We start from the raw sequence: 21,931 nt of genomic DNA, 5'->3' as shown, positions 1-21,931 counted from the left end.
AATAGTTTTACGCAATTATTAGCAACAAATAAAAGTTTATTAAGTAAAGAGAAAAGACTAATACAAGCCTTCTTCAGACTACTATCAGGGGCTATACGTGGAAGAGTAGAATCTCAAGAACATACTTGTTTTACAATCAATTTATGATTAATTTTATCGGACTGTGGTTATTATAGATGGGGCACATCTTATAGTAGATTGTGTCTAATCCAGTTAACTCACTTTTACATGAAATTAACCTTGTCAACTAAAGAAGCATTTATTATGTTACCAGCGAATTACCAGCAATTAAAAGATAAATTATCTGAAAAAATTGATCCGAAAAGATTAATCACAAATCCTTTGCAGCTTCTGGCTTATGGTACCGATGCGAGTTTTTATAGGCTGACACCTAAAATTGTGGTTCAAGTACATTCCGAAGAAGAAGCAGTTGAAGTAATCCGTTTAACAGGAGAAATGAATATTCCAGTAACATATCGAGCTGCCGGAACTAGTCTATCCGGTCAGGCAATTACCGATTCTGTATTGATGGTAGCTACGCATAAGTGGAAAAGATATAGTATTTTAGACGATGGGTTAAAAATAAAACTTCAACCGGGTATTACAGGTTCACGAGCGAATATTTTCTTAGCACCATACGGTCGTAAGATTGGCCCAGATCCTGCATCTATCAATGCTGCAATGATTGGAGGTATAGCCTCTAATAATGCTAGTGGTATGTGCTGTGGAACTTCGCAGAATTCATATAAAACGATTGCTGATATTCGGATTGTACTGTATGATGGAACCATACTTGATACATCTGATGAAAAAAGCAAAGTATCTTTTTCCGAAAAACACCCTGAGATTATAAAGGAAATAATTCAGTTAAGAGACGATATCAAGGCCGATGATATTCTATATGAGCGTATCAAGCGTAAATTTAAAATAAAGAATACTACGGGCTATAGCATTAATGCATTAGTCGATTATGAAGATCCGTTCGATATTATTAAGCATCTGATGATTGGAGCAGAAGGAACATTGGCATTTATTTCTGATCTTACATATAGTACTGTTATCGATGAAAAGTTCAAAGCTTGTGCTTTAATGATTTTTGAAACAGTAGAAAAGGCTTGTGAGGCTGTCCCTTTATTGAAAGAAAGTCCTGTCTCAGCTGTAGAGCTACTAGATCGGGATTCCATTCGTTCAGTAGAGAATGATCCGGATGCCCCTGAATATTTTAGCAAATTGCCGGAAACAGCATGCGTGCTTTTGGTTGAAATACAAGGGAATGAAAAGAGTGAAATAGAACAAAAAGAAGCTGATATAAGGAGGCTTGTATCTCCTATTCCAACAATTCAGCCCTATATATTTACATCGGATCCAAAGGAATATAATTTCAACTGGAGAGCTCGTAAAGGCTTACTGTCTTCGGTAGGCGGACTTAGGAAAACAGGTACTACGTGTATGATTGAGGATGTTGCGTTCCCTATACCACGACTAGCTGAAGCCTGTGTCGCATTGAAAAAGTTATTCAAAGAATTAGAATATAATGATGCGGCCTTATTTGGTCATGCACTCGACGGCAATCTGCACATTGTCTTTTCACAAGATTTTTCCACACCATCGGAAGTAGAACGCTATTCGCAAATGATGGATGGGCTCGCTGATATTGTAGTGAATAAGTTCGATGGCTCACTCAAAGCCGAACACGGAACAGGGCGCAATATGGCTCCGTTTGTAGAAAAAGAATGGGGAGAGGCGGCTTATAAAATAATGGTCCGTATCAAAGACTTATTTGATCCACACAAGCTGATCAATCCGGGTGTACTAATCAATCCAAATCCGAAAATTCATCTCGAAAATCTAAAGCCGCTACCCCAAGTTAATGAGATTGTAGATAAATGTATGGAGTGTGGTTTTTGCGAACCCAATTGTGTTTCGGAAGGTCTAACATTGTCACCACGGCAACGCATTGTCATTGTAAGAGAAATCTCTCGGTTAAAAGAAGCTGGTGATAATCCCCAACGTTTGCAACAAATGCTGAAAGATTCTAAATATTACTCGAACGAAACCTGTGCTACCGATGGGCTTTGTGCATTACTCTGCCCTGTTAAGATTGACACAGGTAAGTTTATAAAAGACCTTCGGCATAATGAAGCGGGTAATACATCTAAAAAGGTCGCAGCATTTATCGGAAATCATATGGCCGGCATTACTTCTGCAGGACGCGTAGGTTTAAATGTGGTAAACTTCTCGCACATGGTATTAGGTGATACGCTTATGGGTGCTATTGCGGGAGGTATGCGAACCGTATCAGGGAATACAATACCTAAATGGAATAAGGATATGCCAAAAGGTGCACGAAAGATCGCACATTCTATCGCTAATCCTGGGCAGACTGATAAGGTTGTCTATTTTCCGTCATGTATTAACAGAACAATGGGGAAATCGAATGGCTATGAAAAAGGTGATCTGGAATTGACCCGAAAAACAGAAGAATTACTTATACGTGCCGGTTTTACTATTATCTATCCCAAAGGGTTGAATAGTCTTTGTTGTGGAATGGCTTTTAGCAGTAAAGGGCTGAAAGAAGAAGGTAGTCGCAAATTGAAAGAACTCGAAGAAGCATTATATCAAGCATCGGAAGGCGGCAAATACCCAATACTGTTCGATATGAGTCCCTGCTTCTATACGTTTCATGATAGTTATACAAACAAAGACATTAAAATATACGATCCGATTGAGTTTATGCTCAAGTTCGTAATGACAAAGTTGACTGTGAAAAAACCACGGGATGTAGTAAGCGTATTTCCTGTTTGTTCAGTGAAAAAGATCGGCATGGAACAACATCTTTACAAGTTAGCTCAAATGTGTTCAAAAAAGGTTACAATGGTCGAAAGCAACTGTTGCGGATTCGCAGGAGATCGAGGATTTACATATCCCGAACTAAACAAACACGGTCAAAGATATCTTCAAGAGCAAATACCTGTCAATTGTAAAGACGGTTATTCGACAAGTCGAACCTGTGAAATAGGGCTGAGTGAGTACAGTGATATTAACTTCAAATCTATATTCTATCTGATTGACGAAGTGACTAAATAACCGATATTTTACCGATTATTGCTTGCTATTTTTCTTAACTGATTTAGTTATCAGATAATAAGCACCACCTAGCAACATAAACCATATAGGAGTGACAATAAGTGCCTGACGCGTATCTTCTTTAAACCATAAAGCTACTATCAGGAATAGGAAGAAAAGCAATGAAAGATAGCAAGTATATAATCCTCCGGGCATTTTATACTTAGATTTCTTATGCAATTCGGGCTTCTTCCGTCTGAAAGCGATATAAGAAAAAAGAATCATCGACCAGACAAATATAAATAAGACTGTTGCTACGGTTGTAACGAGAGTAAATGCATGGATAATATTCTGATTCTCGAAATAAAGCAGAAATACAACCGGTAGTAAACACATACACGAAAAAATGAGACCTATTGCCGGAACTGACGATTTAGATAGTTTTCTAAACATGGAAGGAGCTTTTTTATTTGTGGCCAAGCCATACAACATTCTACTCGTAGAAAAGATTCCGCTATTTGCCGACGATGCAGCAGATGTTAGTACTACAACATAAGTTATAGTAAATGCAGCGGCAATACCTGCAAAAGAAAATAAAACAATGAAAGGACTTTCGTTAGGATTAATTGTTCTCCAAGGCATTACCGACATTATCACAGCAAGTGCACCAACATAAAACAGAATTACTCTGATTGGAATTGCATTAATTGCTTTAGGCAATGTTTTCTCAGGATCCTTAGTTTCAGCAGCAGTAGTTCCAACCAATTCGACACCGACGAAGGCAAATACCGCTATTTGGAATCCTGCAATAAACCCAGTAAAACCCATAGGGAAAAAGCCACCGTCATTCCAAATATTGTTTAACGATGTGGTTGTACCTGATGGCGTTTCAAATCCGTAAATAATGAATAGTATACCTATAGCAATCAGTGCCATAATGGCAATTATTTTGATAATGGAAAACCAAAACTCTGCTTCTCCAAACAATTTTACAGATAGAAGATTAAGACCTAGAAATAAAATAATACAAACTAATGCGGGAACCCATGGTCCTACCAAATCCGGAACTAAATACTGAACATAACCTGATATTGCAATAAGGTCGGCTGCACCTGTTACAATCCAGCTGAACCAATATGTCCATCCCACATAAAATCCGGCCATAGGCCCTAACAAGTCAGTTGCAAAATCCATGAAAGACTTGTACTTTAAGTTAGATAACAACAATTCTCCCATTGCTCTCATTACAAAAAACAGAATGAACCCAATTATGGCATAGACCAATAATATGGATGGGCCTGAAAGACTGATAGTCTTACCGGAACCCATAAATAGGCCTGTTCCGATTGCCCCACCAATTGCAATGAGTTGAATATGACGGTTTGTAAGGTGTCTGTTAAGTCCGTTGTCCGATTTGTCAGAAGTTTGCTCTGGCTCTATTTCGTTCATAATTTCTCGCTAAGTTTGATCAATTTAAATCTTTCGTTTTTTAATTCCATTTTTATATAAACAAAGCCTCATATGACTTATTTATTCCACCACTAATTATTTGATAGAACTTCCATATATCCCATACTTCTTTTGGAAACAAAGAAAGAATATAGCATTTATAAATATTAGAATTACAAAATGCGAAAAGAAATTAAAGATACAAATAAAACAATAATATTGATAAAAAACTAACAATACTATCGTTTTATAGGGTATTTAGCTACAAATAGGTTCGAAAATTATTAAAATTACAGATATATGCACCTTGAGATGGAGTATTCAAAATCCAAAGCTATCTATTTTTTCTTCGAACTTTTCACTTTCTTCGAATGGTTTAGCCTGCTTTTGGACTGTATGCCCCTCCACATGAATAGCACGATATGGACGTACCGGGCAAATAAACTCACAGCCACCACAGCCAACACATATTTCTGGATTTATGTGCGGTATTGTTAACCCATTCTCATAAGGGATCATAGTTACCGCTTGTGTAGGACAATGCTCGGCACAAGCTCCGCAATTCGTTCCATCAGTATGCACAACACAAATATCTTCGTTAAAAACAACATAGCCTCCTTGTGTAAGATGCTTTTCGTCTTTGGTGAGTGGCTTTATAGCTTCGTTAGGGCATACCTCGGAACAGATAGTACAGTCGAAATTACAGAACCCCTTTTCGAAATACATAGTCGGCTGCATAATTCCACCAAGTCCATATTCCATAAGTGCAGGTTTTAGTACTCGTGATGGGCATTTGCTGATACAGAGATGGCAAGATGTACAATGATTCGATAAATGTTTGATACTGATTGCACCAGGGGGTGCGATCGGTGTTTTTCGAGCATAGCTCTTCTCACCTACTAATGAATCGGTTTTATCTTGTACTAATAATAAAGGGGCAGTAAATGTTGCTTTCAAGAACAAACGCTTTCCTGAATCGACAGGTTTTACTATATTTTCTACTTTTACTGTTCTTCCTACTTTAGGCGTGAAACTCAATGCTTTTTTGTTACAACTTTCTAAACAGTTAAAGCAATTTACACATCGGCTATAATCAATAACATGCTCCTTACTATTTATACAAGAGGCTTTACATTTCATTTCGCATGAACCACAGCCATTGCATTTGCTTTCGTCTATTCTGATTTTGAATAAAGAAAACTTACTTAAAAATCCTAAGATAGTGCCAACAGGGCAAATTGTATTGCAATATGTGCGTCCATACTTCCAAGCCATAAACCCTATAATAAGAAAAGTCAACACACTCACAGAGAGAGCAAATACACTATTGATAAATATATCGGTTCTGTAAAAAGTATAGTTCCCGAAACTTGTGAAAATATATTCTAATAAATTATTACCTCCCATATACGCAGGGCGAAATATATTAGCAACTATTCTTCCATAAGCACTGTAAGGATCTAATAATCCTAAAATTATAGTAAATCCCGAAACAGCACCAACCACAGTTAGTGCCAATACTGACCAACGTAATATATTTTTTGCTTGACTAAAATTATGCCGCTTTTTCTTTTTAGCTGTCCGCTTCGAAAACCAAGTTATTATATCCTGATATATCCCCATCGGACATATCGAGGAACAGTAAACTCTACCAAATAATACTGTAAGTAAAATAAGAACTATCAATACTATCAAATGACCGGCTAACAATGCCGGCACAAATTGTATCCTCGGCAACCAATTGAGACTATCATTTGGTATTAATTCTACGAAGTCGAGAAAATAGAAAGTTATCAGTGTAAACAACAGGAGTGATACTCCTACACGTATTTTTTTTAGCATTGTGTGATATTTGGATGAAGAATAAATAGGTCTATGACCTTACATTTTTATTCTCTTGATATTCAGATTATCTATATTCATAGTTCCCAGTTTCAATGACTGCCCATTTGCCAGATGCCCTACATTTGCCAAAGGCATCTCACGTATCTGGTTAAAGAATTTAGCAGCTGCCGTATCTACAGCTACAATATCAGTAGAAACAAAAAGGCTCTTAGTATCTACTACATCAGCAGATGATTTTCCTTGTGGACCGTTTGTTTTCATTGTGCGATATGCGTCTACAACATTCAATACCGGTTTTTTCTGCATAGTACAAATATCGGCTATACATTGTTGAAGATCTGAGCTATGGAATATTCTTCTGTCCCAAACAATACCCATATGATTTTTCATCGAGATAGACAGATTAGCTCCGCCATGATGTTTGAGCACAGGTACGTTGATCCATACATCGCTATCGAGTATAGCTTCGTGTACTTTAGCATCTTTTATCTTTTTTCCATTAGGAAGTTGGATAGTGCGATAGTACGACTCTTCGTGTGCCGGTACAACTTTTGCTCCTGCACCTTTAGCTGCCGCTTCGATACCACTGTTTTTATAACACTTCACCCAATCGTCGCATGTATGATCGAATACAGTTACTTCTTTAGCTCCGGCAGCAAAACATTGGCGAACAATCTCTGCAACAAGCTTGGGATTGGTATTTCCGGCTAATTCAGGTGCTTTATCCCAACCGATATTTGGTTTTACAACTACCTTGTAGCCTTTCTTCACATATTTCGACATACCGCCCAACTCAGTCATTGCCCGTTTGAACATAGCATCAGGCTCGCCACCCATAACAGCAACAATATCTACAGGTTTTCCGGTCTGTGCATTATTAACTGTCTGTGCTAATATATCCATTCCTCCTTGTGTTTTCAATGTTATAGCTGCTCCTGTGATAGCTATTGTTCTTAAGAAATTCCGTCTGTCCATAGCGCTAATTATTAAATTTAATTGATCTTTAAAAACTTAAATTTATGCCACCGAAAACCGTAGCCCGTGGCATTGGGTAGCCTTTGTTAATTTCATACTTTTGTGCAAGTAGATTTTCCCCTCTTCCAAATATTTCCAATGCCTTAGTCGGACGATACATTACTCTCGTATTCCATAAAACAAATGAATTTTTCACACTCTCTGTCGGTGTTACAGCGGTATACAAGTTACCTATGTACTGTACACCTGATGATATACCCCATTTTTTTTGAGTATAATCTACACTCACATATAATTTTTGCTCGGGTGCGGCTATCACTTTGTATTTCATTTTCAGCCAACTATAATTAGCTGAAAATCGCAAATTATTATTTATCTTGTAATGAGTGGCAAACTCAAGTCCATGATTCTTGATCTTTCCTGTGTTGACATTCAATGGTTTACCATCAATCATTATAGTTTGTATGCTATTCTCTCCTTTTATATAAAAAAGATTAAGTTCCATACTCAACCTATAATTTAAAAGGTGCTGGGAGACTGACAACTCATAATTCATCAATCGTTCTTGTTTCAAATCAGGATTTTGAGGAGGAAACATATACATCTCCCGAATAGTAGGATTTCTAAAACCTTTACTTACTATCGCTTTTAATGATGTAATGTCTGATACCAAATAGTTTAGTCCCACTTGTGGAATCCAAGCCATTCCGGCATGACTGTTATTGTCTGCTCTTATTCCGGCATTTAAAACGAGTTTATTACTCAAACGCTGTTCTATATTTACATAACCCGCCACATTATTGATTCCTTTGTCTACAATATCTTTATCCCCTCTTTCATCAAAATAAGTATTCCATGCATGTCCGCTAAAACGCTGAAAATCGAACCCTGCAGTAGCCTGATTACCTTGAAAGAAACTATATGTCTGATATATTGAGACACCTAACATATTATCATTGGAACGAAAACGATAGTCTAAAGGCGCGCTGCCTTCCTTATTTGGATTATATCCATCGTTTATTTTATGCGCACCAAAATTGCAAAAGAACTTTACTGCCCCCGAAGTCTTATTATATCTGTTTTCGAGAGAGAAAGACGTCATTCCTCTTGTAACATCAGCATCATTATCGATAAGTAGTTCCGTTATCGAACCTGGATTAGACGCCTTAAAATTAGTCAAATTCAAATCTGCGAATACATTCCAATTAGAGGTAAAATCATATCCAAGCTTGGTATATCCGCTGAATTGTTCGAAATCCATATTTTCACGATGTCCATCACTACGATTATATCCAAGCGAAACGTAACTACTGAATTTGCCTGATCTAACAGCATTATTAGCTTCTGTAGAGGACGTATTATATGATCCGTACATCGATCTAAAATGTGTTTTTACTCCCGATTGTAATTGCTTTTTTGTAATGATATTGATAACACCACCCATTGCATTCGATCCGTAAAGCACTGATGCAGGCCCTCGCATCACTTCCACACGTTCGGCCATCATAGATTGATAGGAGTCTGCTAAAGGGTGTCCCATGAGCCCCATATATTGAGGATGTCCATCTATGAGCATTAATATACCTGTGGTCGGACTATCTCCCACCCCTCTTATCTTCATCCCACCGGCCGAACCGGCTGCAACACCATACCCCATAATACTCCGTCCTGTTATAAATAATCCGGGTACTTCCTCGGTTATTATCGGTAATAATGACTGCTCTAATCTATTTTGAATCTGCTTATTACCAACCACAGTTATACTCATCGGTAAATTACGCAAATTTGTTTCTGTTCGTGATCCCGTAACTATAATCTCATTCAAATGAATAGAATCGCGAACAATAGACTGAGAATAACTCTTATGTACAATAAAAAGCTGTAAAAAAATAAAAAAGAGAACGATTGATACTTTACTCATCTATTACTTATAATATCCATGGAAACTTAAAACAATCTTCGTTGTATAAAGCATAGTCTGCATTTCCGTTCACTGCAAATGTTTTTATAAATTTTGCACCTTGCAACAAAGCTACTGCCAAAGTTAAAGATGCCCCGGTTTTGACACGGTCTTCAACTAAAAGAATGCGTTTATTTTTAAACTCAAAATCGATAGGTGCAATTAGCCGTGGGCTATCATACTTTGGTTTTTGAGTACTATCCCTTAAATTGATCTTTAGCAATTGTATTTCAATATCCAATCGTTGATTGAGTATGGCAGCCGGCACTATTCCCCCATTTGCTATTGCAACTATTATATCAAAATCTTCGTTAAAAGGAATAGTTCTGAATCGCTCCAGAACCTCCTCAAATATTTTCCCTTGCATATTAATATTTTCAGAGTTTAGCGATAGCTTTCAACAGTGCAAATCCACCAAATAACTGAATCAACATTCCGGGTACTCCAATACGGAAGTCTTGTAATGCAACAAATAAATCTTTTACCATTGCCCATTCAACGAGTGTACCTATTACCTGATAACTTATCACAACTCCTAATATAGCCCAAAATGATACTTTTTCGAAATAACGTGCTGCAGATGCTGCTACTATTGCCAGCAAGCTTGATTTAGTCAGAATGATAGGTAGAACATCTACAGGAGGCATTCCGAATAAAAGATTATTGATTAACGGAGATAGGATAGCTGTAAGTAATCCAACACGTAAACCGTACTTGTAAGACGCGATTAAAGTGAAAAAATAAATAGGTAGCCACATTAATCCTCCACCGGGTATTAAATGGCTCAATTGTGGCAATACAATATTGCCGACAACAAATAATAGTGCAAAAAGATACGTTTTAGATTCCTTGTAAGTCAAAGAATAAAGTCTTGCTGTTGTTTCCATGTTAGATAGTTGTTAATTGAGAAACAATATTAGATATTTAATTTTAACATTCAAAATATCGCTAGTTAAAAACTAAAAAAAGAACCAATATATTTTATTCAGCAATTTTACTGAACACTATTTATCAGACACTTAATTCTCGTAAAAATGAAATATTAACAAATAGCTCTATCTGTTTTTAAAATTGGAGATATAGTCGAAACACTTTGTATCATTCATTTGTTATTAATTTTAATCTAATCTTAAATAGTATAAATTTTTGTATTCGATTTACAATAACAGGTTTTTGTCTATGCGTTTTACTCTAAAATTCGGTATCGTACTTTTAACAATATACAATTTGTTTTATCTGAGTAGCTCAGCTAAAGACATTTCTGATAAAATTAAGGAAGATACAGTACCCATATACTCTGATAGTTTAATAAAAAAATCTATCTATCTACCCGACTCGCATAAACGGAGTGGAATTTATAATCGTATAGTCGGCAAACATTATAGAGAATTATATTCTACCCCTATCTCTGTGAAATCAACGAGGCTTTATGACCTTTATGGAGGACTCAAATTTGTAGGTCAACTTCCTCGATTGCATGCACTATTTCTTGAAGATAAAGAAGGGCACCAATATTTAGTAAGGCCCCTTGGTGGAGCTACAACATTTATAGAATCGGACTTTTTCAAAAACACATATAATAGAGAAGATTTCAAAGACACATATCTAGATAAATTTATAGGTGATGCTTATACAATTACCCATCCTTATGCTTTCCTTGTTGCTAATAAATTGGCCGAGGGAGTTGGATTGAGTTCTTTTGATTCCGAAATATTTTATATCCCCGAAAATGCAACTACCGATACTATTGCAGATGGCACAGGTATCGCCGATAGATTGGTAAGCATTTACGACCTAAAAACATTTACAACCCAATCTAAAGTAATAGAAACAGATAATTTATTAACAAAGATACAAGAGTCTAAATCTTTTCATGTCAATCAACACGAATACATTAGAGAGCGACTATTAGACATATTAATCGGTGATTGGAATAAAACAAAAGAAAACTGGCAATGGTATGGAATTCCACAAAGCGACAGTATTGTATATATGCCTTTGGTTGCAGATCGCAGCCATACTTTTACACGAGTAGATGGAATATTATTCAAATTGATGCTGAATGTATTTGGTTTAAACAGTATAACCAATTATGACGGTAATTATAACAATCTTAAGAAAGCAAATGGTATTGGTATTCCTCTCGATGTAGCCTTGGTAGCAAGGAGTGGACGTGAAGTTTGGGAAGAGGAGGCTAAATATCTCGGGTATCTTTTAACTGATTCTGTTATTGATAGCGCTTTCAAAGAACTACCTGAAGAAATATATGAGACAAATAGCACCGAAACTATTAAAGCGAATCTCAAAAAACGCAGAGATGCTATTGAAGACATCGCTCACAAATATTATAACATATTGCAAGAAACTCCTGTGATAACGGGTACTAACGGTAATGATTTATTCGTAATAGAACAAAGTAACAGGAATACTACTAACATATGCATTTATGATCGAAACACCAATGCCTTATTATTTGATAAGGAATACGATAAAAATACTAAGGAGATTTGGCTATATGGGCTAAGTGGAGATGATATTTTTAGAATATCGGGGAAATCAAGAAGTGGTACTCCACTTACTTTAGTTGGCGGAAAAGGTACTAATATATATAATATAGAGAGAAGCCGAAACACAACAATTTATGACTATAAGAATCATAATGTTGTCAACGACACTCTTGGCGATGCTAATATCATCAGGACTAATGTGGAAAAAGTGCATACTTATGATTACACCAAGCTAAAATATCACACTGTAAACTTTACACCTTGGGGTGTCTACGACTCCGATTTGGGCTTTTATTTGGGAGCATATTTAAGTAAAACAATGTATGGATTCAAAAGATCTCCTTATAGCTATCGACATAGAATCGGTTTTAGTTATCTGGACGGATTAATGTATCAGGGATTTTTTCCTTCGCTTGACGAGAAAAATGGCTTTAGTATAGAAGCTATATTTGGTGTTGCAAACGATTTTCATAACTTCTTTGGTTATGGAAACCAAACAAATGGCCATAGGGACGCCGAAATCGAATATAATCGGGTGGATATAGGTAGATATAGCATCCAACCCTCCTACTATTGGAGATTAAGTCCCATGTACAAAATAACAGCTCAATCAACATTAGAAGTATATACTCTGAGCGAACCAACAGACCGATTCATAAATCAGGTATATGGTGATAACAGCAAGGTATTCGACACTAAGGTTTTTGCCGACGTGAATCTGACTTACGATATACATAAAGAAATAGATGCAACCATACCTGCTATTGATTTATCGGTTACCTCTGGGCTAACTTGGAATTTGAGCGATCTGAGACGTAATTTCCCTTATTTAAGATCTAAATTATCAGTGGAGATAAACTGCACCGATCGATTTTCAATAGCAACGGCGTTTATTGGAGAGGCATTATTTACTAATCGATACGAGTTTTATCAAGCAGCATCAGTTGAGCTTAGAGGCTTTCGGGATAATCGCTTTATTGGCAGACAGTCATTTTATCAGCATACTGATTTTAGATATGATTTGGGGCGATTGAAAAATCCTTTTACCCCTATTAATTATGGTGTATTTACAGGCTTTGACCATGGTAGAGTCTGGCTTCCAAATGAGCATTCCCGAACATGGCATATATCCTATGGTGGCGGTTTTTGGCTGACATTACTTAAAAAATATACGGGTAAATTTTCTTATTTTTCATCAGACGATGGTAATCGTTTCTATATCGGGATAGGTTTAGGGCTTTGATTTTGAAAAGGATAAAAATACCTGAAATATAATATATGGTTTTCTCATCACATATGTTTAAACACTAGCGCTGCCGAACCTAGAAATCCCGCTTTGTTTCCTAACGAAGCCCGTTCTATTGTAGTAAAACAAGAAGTTTCTTTCATAACCAGTTCTTTTACCAGTTTTTGAATATTGTCTATATAGAAATCGCCGGACTCTGATATCCCCCCTCCTATTATTATTTTCTGCGGTGCAAAAACATTTATCAGGCTAACAACACCCATCGCTATATAATAGAAATGATTATTCATTGCAATAATGGCTGCCTCTTCGTTTGCTTCATATCGGGATACAATATATTTGCCATCTATTTCTACATCCGTCTGGATGTCATCTATTAGCAACTTTTTATATTCTTCGATAAGGACAATTACAGCAGCGTGTGCTTCGAAGCATCCTCTTGCTCCGCACGAGCAAGGATTTCCATCGCAATTGACGATGATATGACCTAGTTCTGTACCACGGTTTCTGTATCCTCCATAAAGTTGCCCATTCAAAATCAAAGCTCCGCCAATACCTGTTCCTATGGTTAGAAAAACAGCATCAGATATTCCTTTGGCTCCACCATAGACCACTTCGCCTAACCCCATCAGATTAGCATCGTTATCGACAAATACTGATAAGCCACTATAAGTAGCTATTATTTTTCGTAGATTCTGATTATCCAGCTCAGGTAAATTATTTGCAAATAGTACAACGCCATCATCAATAACCGAAGGGACACCGATACCAATCCCTATAATTGAAAAATTAGAAGAAGATGCGACAACCCGAATTTCAGTAACAATCGCTTTAAGAAGATCTATAAGACTAGTCATATTATCATTCGATTTAGCAGATCTGAAGGATTCATATAATATATTCCCATCATTATCTACAAGAGCATATTTTATATTAGTACCACCAATATCTATCGCTATAGCGTGTTTCATAGTATTATTATTTTAAATCTCCAGCTGCTTCTTTATCCAAAAGACAAATAACATTAGGATGAAGCCATAAAAGAGAAGCCGGTAAACCAGTTGTTATTTTTTTAGATAGAAAAGATCGCGTGATTTCGCGTTTATTCACACCATTTATAAGAAGAATTATCAATTTAGACTGCATTATATCAGCCATGCCCAATGTAAGTCCATATTGAGGTTTACTATCCTCTCCTGCTACCATAGAATGTTGAAGCGATTGAGGTGAAAGGGCTGCAATATGACAATTAGGCTGCAAAGAATCAGCAGGTTCATTAAATGCTATATGACCATTCATGCCCAATCCTAAAATGCAAATATCAATCGGCCCTCTCTTCTCTAACTCCGATTGAACTCTTTTATATTCTTTTTCCGGGTGTAAAGCATCACTTTGAAATGAAACATAGCGATCTTCAGTTATCTTCAATGGTTTAATAACATATTCTTGCAAATAAGTCTCACATGTCCCCGAATGGCTCTGTGGCAATCCTCCCCATTCATCCAGTTTAATTACTTGGATTTGAGAAAATAATTCCGGACGATTTGAATACTCCTTACTTAGCATCTCATACATTCGTGTTGGAGAATTGCCTGTTGCAGCACAAATCTTTATTGTTTTGTGCTGCAACAGATTTCCAATAATAATATCATTAGCCTTACGACTCAATTGATCATAAGAGTCGCACAATTCTATTTTCATTAAGTTAGAGTTCTTTTATGCGAATATTACGGAAGCAAACGCCATATCCGTGATCCTGAAATCCGATATAGCCCGGTTTTTTGCCACAGTCTAACATTAGTTCATAAGCATCAACACAGCTTTCAGGATCTTTACTGAATTTACTGAACTTACTTTTATCGACTAATGCTTTCCAAACAGGTGTACCGAATTTAAAATCCAGAATAAGAGTATCATTCATATAGTGATAAACATGTCCTTTATACAAAACAATTTTGGTCTTATTCCAGTTTCCATAAGGTTTTACTGGTTGTGGAACAGGAGGAATCATATCATATACAGCTCCTGCCTGACGATTTCCACCAACGCCTTCCCAAGCATCGGGCATATTTTCGTTATCAAGCAATTGGTATTCGGGACTTGAGTAGTAAATAGGTTTCCCTTCAATTTCTTGTGCTGTATAAAAAATACCGCTATTTCCAGCTTTATCTATTTTCCATTCCACTTCAAATACGAAATTTTCGAATTGTTTGTCATACATTAGATCACCACCTTCAGGATCGATTGTGTTTCCACTTCCTTTAAAAGTTATAAAGCCATCTTCTACAACCCATCCATCGGGTACATCTTTACGGCAATAGCCACGCCATCCGTCAAGTGTCTTTCCATCAAACATGGTTATCCATTCTCCACCTTCGGGTATAGCTTCTTCAGCACAATCAGAGTCTTTTACAACAAGTTCCTGACTACTTTCTTTTGGTGTGCATGAAACAACTAATAGTGTTGCCAGTACAATGAGAATGCCACAATATTTTATTTTCATATTTTTGTTTTATAAGTTATTTACAATTTTAATTCTTCCCAACCTTTACGGTATTCTCTTTTCACAAATTGATTAGCAGCTTCGAAATTGGTAATTCTCATATTTGCTCCATCCCATTGATATGTGATATTACGACCGGGATAAAGAAAAGCTTCCATTTCGCCATAAACCGAATCATTACGTTTCACTTCTTCGCGAATATTATAACTTCTGAGAATCAGATTACCCATCAGTACCGCTTCTGTTAGTGGCCCTGCATAACCTTCGAATGGTGATTCGACTTTCGCTTTATCATAGCCGGTAATACACGAATCGATCCAAGCCCAGTAATGTCCATTAGTACCGCCTTCTATCCTCTCATATTTCTGAGGAAGGTTTACATCTTTAGCAAAAAGTGGTTTTTTACTACCATCATTTACCCATAATCGGGGATCAGATCCACCCCAACCGCAAGATATCTTACCTTTAGTTCCTACAAACACTGTCGCTCCTTCAACATCAAGGGGATCTAGGTCTCCCATTGCAGTAGTCATATCTGCATTAGGATCTATTTCGTCGAAACGTTCGGGCATAATACCTCCGTCCATCCAATATAAATCGAGATTCTTACCGTTTTGCTGTTTAAACTTAAAGCGAATAGAACTTGCTACCGGAGCACTTTCCGGATAATAGGCTTCTTTAAAAATATCAGTAAACTGATTGGTTACACTGCAACTAACCTCACTTGGATATCCCAGACCGAGTAATTTGAACGGAGGTCCGATAATATGACATCCCATATCACCTAGGGCACCTGTACCGAATTCCCACCAGCCACGCCAGTTAAAAGGGATCAGATTTTCAATATAGTCGACATGCCGAGCTGTACCGAGCCATAAATCCCAATTCAATTCTTTTGGCACAGAAGCTTTTGCGGTAGGCCATGGGATTCCCTGAGGCCATACAGGACGATTTGTCCAACAATAAACTTTTTGTATATCACCTATCAAATCTGCATCGAGCCATTCGCGCATAGTTTTCATTCCATCGCACGAATTACCCTGATCTCCCATTTGAGTAACAACCTTATATTTTTTTGCGGCATCGGTCAATATACGTGCCTCATAAATATCGTGCGACAATGGCTTTTGCAGATAAACATGTTTCCCCATCCGCATTGCTCCAAATGCCTGAATAGCATGATTATGATCCGGTGTAGAAATACATACAGCATCAAAATTCTTATGCTCCTTTTCATACAATTCGCGCCAGTCTTCATAGAGAGGAGCTTTAGGGAATTTCTTTTGCGCACCGGCAGCCATGCGTCCATCAACATCGCAGAGATAGGCTATTACCGCATTCTTTCTCGGTGTATTTACCAAACACTCGAGATCGGCTGCGCCCATACCTCCACATCCCAATTTGGCAATGTATAGTTTATCGCTCGGAGCCATGTGTCCTAATCCTGAGACAGTAAAACTCGGAAGAATAGTTAAGCCTGCAACTCCAGTGGCCGCAACACTAAGAAACTTCCTGCGAGACATTTCTGCCGCTTTTAGGTTTTGTTTTTCATTTATTTCTTTCATTAATAATTTTTTACAAGTTAACAATATAATTGATTGATTAAATTTAATTTAAATGCCGGAATAACCAATATTTTGTGAAAGTTTATTATTTAGCTTATCTTAAATGAAGGAATAAAATACGAATACATAGTTTAATCCTTGATCATAAAATCGAAATTCATCTCATTTGATCACCCTATTACCGGCCATTTAAAAGAGGATTGTAAATTAATTCTTTTGCCTTGCGCCTGAGACTGGCGTGCTGCTTCAATAATCTCCAGAACGTGCAAAGCATGCTCAGGATTAATAAGGGTTTCTTTGCCTGTTGCCAGATATTCACAGATAATGGAGGCACCCTCTTCCCAAAGAAAAGTACCCTGATCGGTCGCAAATCGCTGTGTTTTCTCGTTTGCGACTGTAGCCATATCCACACCCGATGGTTTCCAATCATATCCTATCATATGCATATTTCCTGTTGAGCCTGTAACGGAGATAGTTGGTCGTTCCTGACCTGTACCCTCATGTCCATAGGGATCGAAATAGTTGAATCCACACTGAATATGGGATAGCACATTATTTTGATGTTCCATTATCACCATTGCATTGTCTTCCGCAACCACTTGTATATGACCTTTATCTCCTGTGTTTCTAGTCGGGTCTACAATATTTGTCATTGCTATAATCGATTTTGCAGGTCCAAATAGTCCTGTCAGGGTAGAGATATTATAGACACCTAAATCTGGTAAACTGCCACCTCCTTCTTCGAAGAAAAACGCAGACCAATTGGGTCCTTGATGTCCGTAATGAGCATGTGCAGCCGCAATACGACCTAGATTTCCTTCATTTATTTGCTTAGCCATAAATGCGAATTGCGGACTATTTACAACCGCAGGAGCACCCCATATACGAACTCCCTGACTGTTGGCAAGATTATATAATTCACGCCCTTCGGCATAAGTATTTGCCATAGGTTTCTCACTCCATACATTTATTTTAGCCATTAATGCCTGACGGTTCAACCTTCCGTGCTCTTGCATATTGGTAAGATTCACTAATAAATCGAATGGAACTCCGGCCAGCATCTTATCAATATGGGGATACCAATTCTTTACACCATATTTTTGTGCAGCATTTTTTGCCCTATCAGGTAATATATCACAGACACTTACTACTTCGGCATAAGGGCATTTTGACAAATGAGGTAAATACATACCCGATACACTTCCACAGCCAATGATACCTACACGAGTCTTTTTATTATTCGTAGCACCAAAAGCCGGCGAAGATAGTGAAGCTTCTAAAGAAGAGGTTCCGATTATAGGTGATGCAATTACTGCGACTCCTATTGTTCCTAAGCGTTGAATAAACTGTTTTCGGTTCATATCTTATTAATTAGTTAATAAACAAATTTACGTAATAGCCATGATGAAAAAATAGATAAATCTTGCCCAAGCAATGGATTATTATTGCTAATTTTATTACAATTAAAATGCTAAACCTAAATGACACAGATTAAACATGGATTTCATGGACAATGGAGTATTATACTTCCATTTTTCATTGTAGAAGAAATGGATAAAAATTCCATGATGAATGATTTATATTTCCATTCTTTGGGTTATTTCCCAAGTGCAAAATATCATTACATTAGTCGCCCGTCCGGCAGTCCTGAAAATATTCTTATTTACTGCACAAAAGGAAGCGGTTGGTTCGAATTTAATGGAAAAGTTCATGGGGTAAAAGAAAACCAATACATAATATTACCTGCATGTATTGCACATCGTTACGGAGCCAATAATTCTGACCCATGGACAATCTTTTGGATACATTTCAAAGGATACAAATCTGATTTATTTAAAAATGAATTCGGAAAAATAATTTCTATTGATCCGGAGAATAATTCACGGATTGATGAACGCTTGAAACTATTTGAAGAAATATACAATGTATTATCAGTATCGCATGATAATAATGCACTGCAATATGCAAATTTTGGACTTTCTTATTTTTTAGGTTCGCTATTATATGTTAAGACTCATAGAAGTTCAAAATCTGAAGACAAATATGGAACTTCATTAATTCATCTTGCAACGCATTATATGAATGAAAATATCGGAAACAAACTAAAATTACCCGATATAGCAAACTATTTCGGGTATTCTACATCTTATTTTTACAGGCTATTTTATAAAAATATGGGAATACCGCCAATGGAATATTTCAATCAACTCAAAATTCAGCGATCTTGTTACCATTTACTAAGTAGCACAATGAAAGTTAACCAAATATCTATGCGGGTTGGCTTTGAAGACCCATATTATTACTCCCGGTTATTCAAAAAGACAATGGGTATTTCTCCCGCAAGATATAGGGTATTAAATAAGCTTTCCGATAAGTTTACCGGAGAGTGAAAGTACTAAGTACAGCTCTGTGATCCGAAGGATAATTATCAAACATAATATCACTTTTTGAGCTAGACTCCCCTACTATTTGGGTATTTGAAAGTTCAAACCCATTTCCCGAAAAGAAAACAAAGTCGATACGATCTAAAACTTCTTTATATGCCTGACTTTCCGGCAATGGAGTCCATGTATGTCCCGGATTCTTAACTTCATCGGGATAAAAGAATCTGTACGAATCTGTCATTCCGCCTTTATCAATAAACGCTTTTGTCGATGGCCATTGAACAGGAATCTTACATAATCTGGCTTCTACTGCTCTGGCAGTCCAGTCTAGACAAGAAGGTTCGTTAAAATCGCCGGTAAGAAAAATGGGGTAACCTTCTTTACGAACTTCTAGTATATCAGCTATATTAGAATTAACATCGGCCTCTCTGGTGGCCAAAGCTGAACTAATAGCTTCTTCGGGAGTATTGAGTATAGGACCGCCGCAATACTCTATTCTATTTAACTGATATGGTTCGTAAGGGCAATACATCAGATGAACATTAAACATCCATACAAAATGATTATTATCAATCTGGATTTTCACACCATGCTTGTTGGCAGAAGTGTCAATTATCGGATATTTGCTGATAATAGTTTGGCTTTCAGAATATGCATATGAGTGCCATCCAAGACTACCGGCAAGGTGTACTGCAATATTTTTGCCATCACGAGTAGACTCTTGTACTCCAATTATATCAGCCCCACTTTTGGCGAAAACTTCACCTGTAGATCCAATGGATTTTCCTCCTCCAACCCATATATTAAAACTCATCACTTTTAGCTGAATTGTGGTGATATCCTGCTTTTTGTTACATGAACAAATTGTGATTGCAATAAATATACCTAATAGGTATTTTAAAATAGTATACATGATTTTATTTTAAATTGATTAAAAAATAGAGAGGCTATTTCGAATATTTAAAATAGCCTCTCCTTTCATTTAGTTACTTAGTCAGCCAAATAGGCGTGTTTGTATTATCTTCTCCTTGCAGGCTTATAGCTTGTTTATAGTTATTTCCGTTATAATTTTGTTCTGTATCGGGATATTTCCAGCGTACAGGTATTTTCCCTCCATTCAGATTACCTGTCCCGGGGTAAAGATAAGGCATACCGGTACGACGAATATCGAAAAAGACCTCATAACCTGTATTGAAATAGAATGATATCCATTTTTGAACAGCAATCTGCAATAAACCTTTACTTGGTTTGAAAACAACATTTTCTCCTATCAGATATTCGTCTACTTTAGCTGATAGTCCGTAATATTCGAATGATCCCCGTATTCCATTTTCATAATAGGCTTTAGCACTACCGCTTATCCAGTTTTTCTGTGCTGCCTCTGCTAGTATAAACTGTAGCTCTGCATAAGACATGTAAATACCTTTTTCACCAACAGGATCGTGGCTATATCGCTTGTTTATGAGCGATTGATTTTCACGTCCTCCATTATATGACACAGCATCTTCTTTACTCATTGCACATGGCACACCCACAAATTCGGGAGTACCGCTATTTACAGATGACAATGTTGGCTGAGCCATTGCATTAATACGAGGATCTTTGTAAGTCAAAAGAGTATCAGCGAGAGCTTTGCCTAAAACAACTTCTCCGGCGTCGAATCCAGGTGCATTATAACTTGGGAAACGATTAGGTGAATCTGGCAGGTAAGTGAGAGCTGCCATATCATCGTTACTTTCAAAAATGGGATATTTAGCAGGATTATCGACAATTGTTTTTATTTTAGTTTTTGCATCGGGCATTTTATCGGAAACTCTCATTAATAAACGTAAATGAAGAGAATTTGCAAATTTTTTCCATTTCAATATATCTCCGTTATAAAGAATATCTCCCGAAATAGGCACTCCATCAACATCCAATAAATCATTTGCTTGCTCCAAAAATGCCAATAGACCAACATAAACATCTTCTTGTTTGTCGTAAGTTGCCATATACACCCCTTCTTTACCTTTGAGGGCATCACTAAAAGGAATGTCGCCTACGCAATCGGTAGTTCTGGCAAACAAATAACATTTAAAAATAAGCCCTATACCTTTAAAATTATCATTACCTACATTTTCGGCCTCCAATATAAGATTGTTGGCATTGCGCAATATCGAATAATCCCAGTAAGGAGTACTATACCAGTCGTATCGTCCGAGAGAAACAACCCAGTCACGAGCTGCCAGATGTTGGGTAACTACACTACCTCCTACTCCGGCATCTACTACTGAATAAGTAAGATAGGGTAAGAGTAGATTAGGCACAATTGTTTCAGGTTTGTTTTTATTGGTATTCGTATCCTCAAAGTCTTTGGTACAAGAAGAGGACGATAACAATATCAAAGCGAATATAAATATATATTTTTTCATAACGTTTTATTTTTGAATAA

General features: G+C 36.9%; 16 protein-coding genes. 3 read left to right on the top strand and 13 right to left on the bottom strand.

Going from position 1 to position 21,931, the window contains the following annotated elements:
- The first annotated feature begins 228 nt into the window (after positions 1–228).
- Positions 229–3,087: an FAD-binding and (Fe-S)-binding domain-containing protein gene (locus G7Y57_RS07510; protein WP_255491368.1), complete on the top strand. Its 2,859-nt coding sequence runs from the start codon at positions 229–231 to the stop codon at positions 3,085–3,087.
- Positions 3,088–3,102: 15 nt separating this feature from the next.
- Here the strand turns inward: G7Y57_RS07510 and G7Y57_RS07505 are convergent, their stop codons facing one another.
- The 6 genes from G7Y57_RS07505 to G7Y57_RS07480 all read right to left on the bottom strand — a co-directional run bounded on the left by G7Y57_RS07505 (position 3,103) and on the right by G7Y57_RS07480 (position 10,182).
- Entirely contained in the window at positions 3,103–4,515 is a 1,413-nt protein-coding gene (locus tag G7Y57_RS07505; protein WP_165021710.1) for an amino acid permease, read from the bottom strand.
- Positions 4,516–4,836: 321 nt separating this feature from the next.
- Positions 4,837–6,357 (bottom strand): 4Fe-4S binding protein, encoded by a 1,521-nt coding sequence (locus G7Y57_RS07500; RefSeq protein WP_165021708.1) that lies wholly within the window; start codon positions 6,355–6,357, stop codon positions 4,837–4,839.
- Positions 6,358–6,396: 39 nt separating this feature from the next.
- Positions 6,397–7,335, bottom strand: coding sequence for a DUF362 domain-containing protein (locus G7Y57_RS07495; RefSeq protein WP_165021706.1), 939 nt, complete (start codon positions 7,333–7,335; stop codon positions 6,397–6,399).
- Positions 7,336–7,363: 28 nt separating this feature from the next.
- On the bottom strand, positions 7,364–9,256 hold the full coding sequence (locus G7Y57_RS07490; RefSeq protein ID WP_165021704.1) for a TonB-dependent receptor: 1,893 nt from the start codon (positions 9,254–9,256) through the stop codon (positions 7,364–7,366).
- A 7-nt stretch (positions 9,257–9,263) separates the two neighbouring features.
- Positions 9,264–9,662 carry a phosphoribosyltransferase gene (locus G7Y57_RS07485; protein ID WP_165021702.1) on the bottom strand — a complete coding sequence of 133 codons (399 nt, stop codon included), beginning with the start codon at positions 9,660–9,662 and terminating at the stop codon, positions 9,264–9,266.
- A 10-nt stretch (positions 9,663–9,672) separates the two neighbouring features.
- Positions 9,673–10,182, bottom strand: coding sequence for an ECF transporter S component (locus G7Y57_RS07480; RefSeq protein WP_165021700.1), 510 nt, complete (start codon positions 10,180–10,182; stop codon positions 9,673–9,675).
- Between the two features lie 292 nt (positions 10,183–10,474).
- On the opposite strand from G7Y57_RS07480, the gene G7Y57_RS07475 reads away from it, so the two are divergent.
- Positions 10,475–13,045 (top strand): hypothetical protein, encoded by a 2,571-nt coding sequence (locus tag G7Y57_RS07475; RefSeq protein ID WP_165021698.1) that lies wholly within the window; start codon positions 10,475–10,477, stop codon positions 13,043–13,045.
- 47 nt (positions 13,046–13,092) lie between these two features.
- Here G7Y57_RS07475 and G7Y57_RS07470 read toward each other — a convergent pair whose 3' ends face one another.
- From G7Y57_RS07470 to G7Y57_RS07450, 5 genes are all read right to left on the bottom strand, one after another.
- Entirely contained in the window at positions 13,093–14,019 is a 927-nt protein-coding gene (locus tag G7Y57_RS07470) for an ROK family protein (RefSeq protein WP_165021696.1), read from the bottom strand.
- A gap of 7 nt (positions 14,020–14,026) precedes the next feature.
- Positions 14,027–14,749, bottom strand: coding sequence for a galactosamine-6-phosphate isomerase (locus G7Y57_RS07465; RefSeq protein ID WP_165021695.1), 723 nt, complete (start codon positions 14,747–14,749; stop codon positions 14,027–14,029).
- 4 nt (positions 14,750–14,753) lie between these two features.
- The gene (locus tag G7Y57_RS07460) at positions 14,754–15,551 is read right to left on the bottom strand and encodes a DUF1080 domain-containing protein (protein WP_165021693.1); all 798 of its coding nucleotides are present in this window, start codon (positions 15,549–15,551) and stop codon (positions 14,754–14,756) included.
- A gap of 20 nt (positions 15,552–15,571) precedes the next feature.
- Entirely contained in the window at positions 15,572–17,116 is a 1,545-nt protein-coding gene (locus G7Y57_RS07455) for a Gfo/Idh/MocA family protein (protein WP_165021691.1), read from the bottom strand.
- A gap of 170 nt (positions 17,117–17,286) precedes the next feature.
- Entirely contained in the window at positions 17,287–18,477 is a 1,191-nt protein-coding gene (locus tag G7Y57_RS07450; protein ID WP_165021689.1) for a Gfo/Idh/MocA family protein, read from the bottom strand.
- A gap of 120 nt (positions 18,478–18,597) precedes the next feature.
- On the opposite strand from G7Y57_RS07450, the gene G7Y57_RS07445 reads away from it, so the two are divergent.
- Positions 18,598–19,506, top strand: coding sequence for an AraC family transcriptional regulator (locus G7Y57_RS07445; protein WP_165021687.1), 909 nt, complete (start codon positions 18,598–18,600; stop codon positions 19,504–19,506).
- Here G7Y57_RS07445 and G7Y57_RS07440 read toward each other — a convergent pair.
- Positions 19,493–20,413: an endonuclease/exonuclease/phosphatase family protein gene (locus G7Y57_RS07440; RefSeq protein ID WP_165021685.1), complete on the bottom strand. Its 921-nt coding sequence runs from the start codon at positions 20,411–20,413 to the stop codon at positions 19,493–19,495. The two genes, G7Y57_RS07445 and G7Y57_RS07440, sit on opposite strands and share 14 nt — an antisense overlap.
- Positions 20,414–20,486: 73 nt before the next feature.
- Positions 20,487–21,911 (bottom strand): SusD/RagB family nutrient-binding outer membrane lipoprotein, encoded by a 1,425-nt coding sequence (locus tag G7Y57_RS07435; protein WP_165021683.1) that lies wholly within the window; start codon positions 21,909–21,911, stop codon positions 20,487–20,489.
- Positions 21,912–21,931 lie beyond the last annotated feature (20 nt).

The organism is Dysgonomonas sp. ZJ279, from assembly GCF_011039205.1.
Classification (GTDB): Bacteria; Bacteroidota; Bacteroidia; order Bacteroidales; family Dysgonomonadaceae; genus Dysgonomonas.
This window is presented reverse-complemented; position numbering and strand designations above follow the sequence as displayed.

What these genes read in the sequence shown, in the direction of transcription:
- G7Y57_RS07510 (WP_255491368.1), top strand. Translation starts at nt 229, where the DNA reads ATGAAATTAACCTTGTCAACTAAAGAAGCATTTATTATGTTACCAGCG.
- G7Y57_RS07505 (WP_165021710.1), bottom strand. Translation starts at nt 4,515, where the DNA reads ATGAACGAAATAGAGCCAGAGCAAACTTCTGACAAATCGGACAACGGA.
- G7Y57_RS07500 (WP_165021708.1), bottom strand. Translation starts at nt 6,357, where the DNA reads ATGCTAAAAAAAATACGTGTAGGAGTATCACTCCTGTTGTTTACACTG.
- G7Y57_RS07495 (WP_165021706.1), bottom strand. Translation starts at nt 7,335, where the DNA reads ATGGACAGACGGAATTTCTTAAGAACAATAGCTATCACAGGAGCAGCT.
- G7Y57_RS07490 (WP_165021704.1), bottom strand. Translation starts at nt 9,256, where the DNA reads ATGAGTAAAGTATCAATCGTTCTCTTTTTTATTTTTTTACAGCTTTTT.
- G7Y57_RS07485 (WP_165021702.1), bottom strand. Translation starts at nt 9,662, where the DNA reads ATGCAAGGGAAAATATTTGAGGAGGTTCTGGAGCGATTCAGAACTATT.
- G7Y57_RS07480 (WP_165021700.1), bottom strand. Translation starts at nt 10,182, where the DNA reads ATGGAAACAACAGCAAGACTTTATTCTTTGACTTACAAGGAATCTAAA.
- G7Y57_RS07475 (WP_165021698.1), top strand. Translation starts at nt 10,475, where the DNA reads ATGCGTTTTACTCTAAAATTCGGTATCGTACTTTTAACAATATACAAT.
- G7Y57_RS07470 (WP_165021696.1), bottom strand. Translation starts at nt 14,019, where the DNA reads ATGAAACACGCTATAGCGATAGATATTGGTGGTACTAATATAAAATAT.
- G7Y57_RS07465 (WP_165021695.1), bottom strand. Translation starts at nt 14,749, where the DNA reads ATGAAAATAGAATTGTGCGACTCTTATGATCAATTGAGTCGTAAGGCT.
- G7Y57_RS07460 (WP_165021693.1), bottom strand. Translation starts at nt 15,551, where the DNA reads ATGAAAATAAAATATTGTGGCATTCTCATTGTACTGGCAACACTATTA.
- G7Y57_RS07455 (WP_165021691.1), bottom strand. Translation starts at nt 17,116, where the DNA reads ATGAAAGAAATAAATGAAAAACAAAACCTAAAAGCGGCAGAAATGTCT.
- G7Y57_RS07450 (WP_165021689.1), bottom strand. Translation starts at nt 18,477, where the DNA reads ATGAACCGAAAACAGTTTATTCAACGCTTAGGAACAATAGGAGTCGCA.
- G7Y57_RS07445 (WP_165021687.1), top strand. Translation starts at nt 18,598, where the DNA reads ATGACACAGATTAAACATGGATTTCATGGACAATGGAGTATTATACTT.
- G7Y57_RS07440 (WP_165021685.1), bottom strand. Translation starts at nt 20,413, where the DNA reads ATGTATACTATTTTAAAATACCTATTAGGTATATTTATTGCAATCACA.
- G7Y57_RS07435 (WP_165021683.1), bottom strand. Translation starts at nt 21,911, where the DNA reads ATGAAAAAATATATATTTATATTCGCTTTGATATTGTTATCGTCCTCT.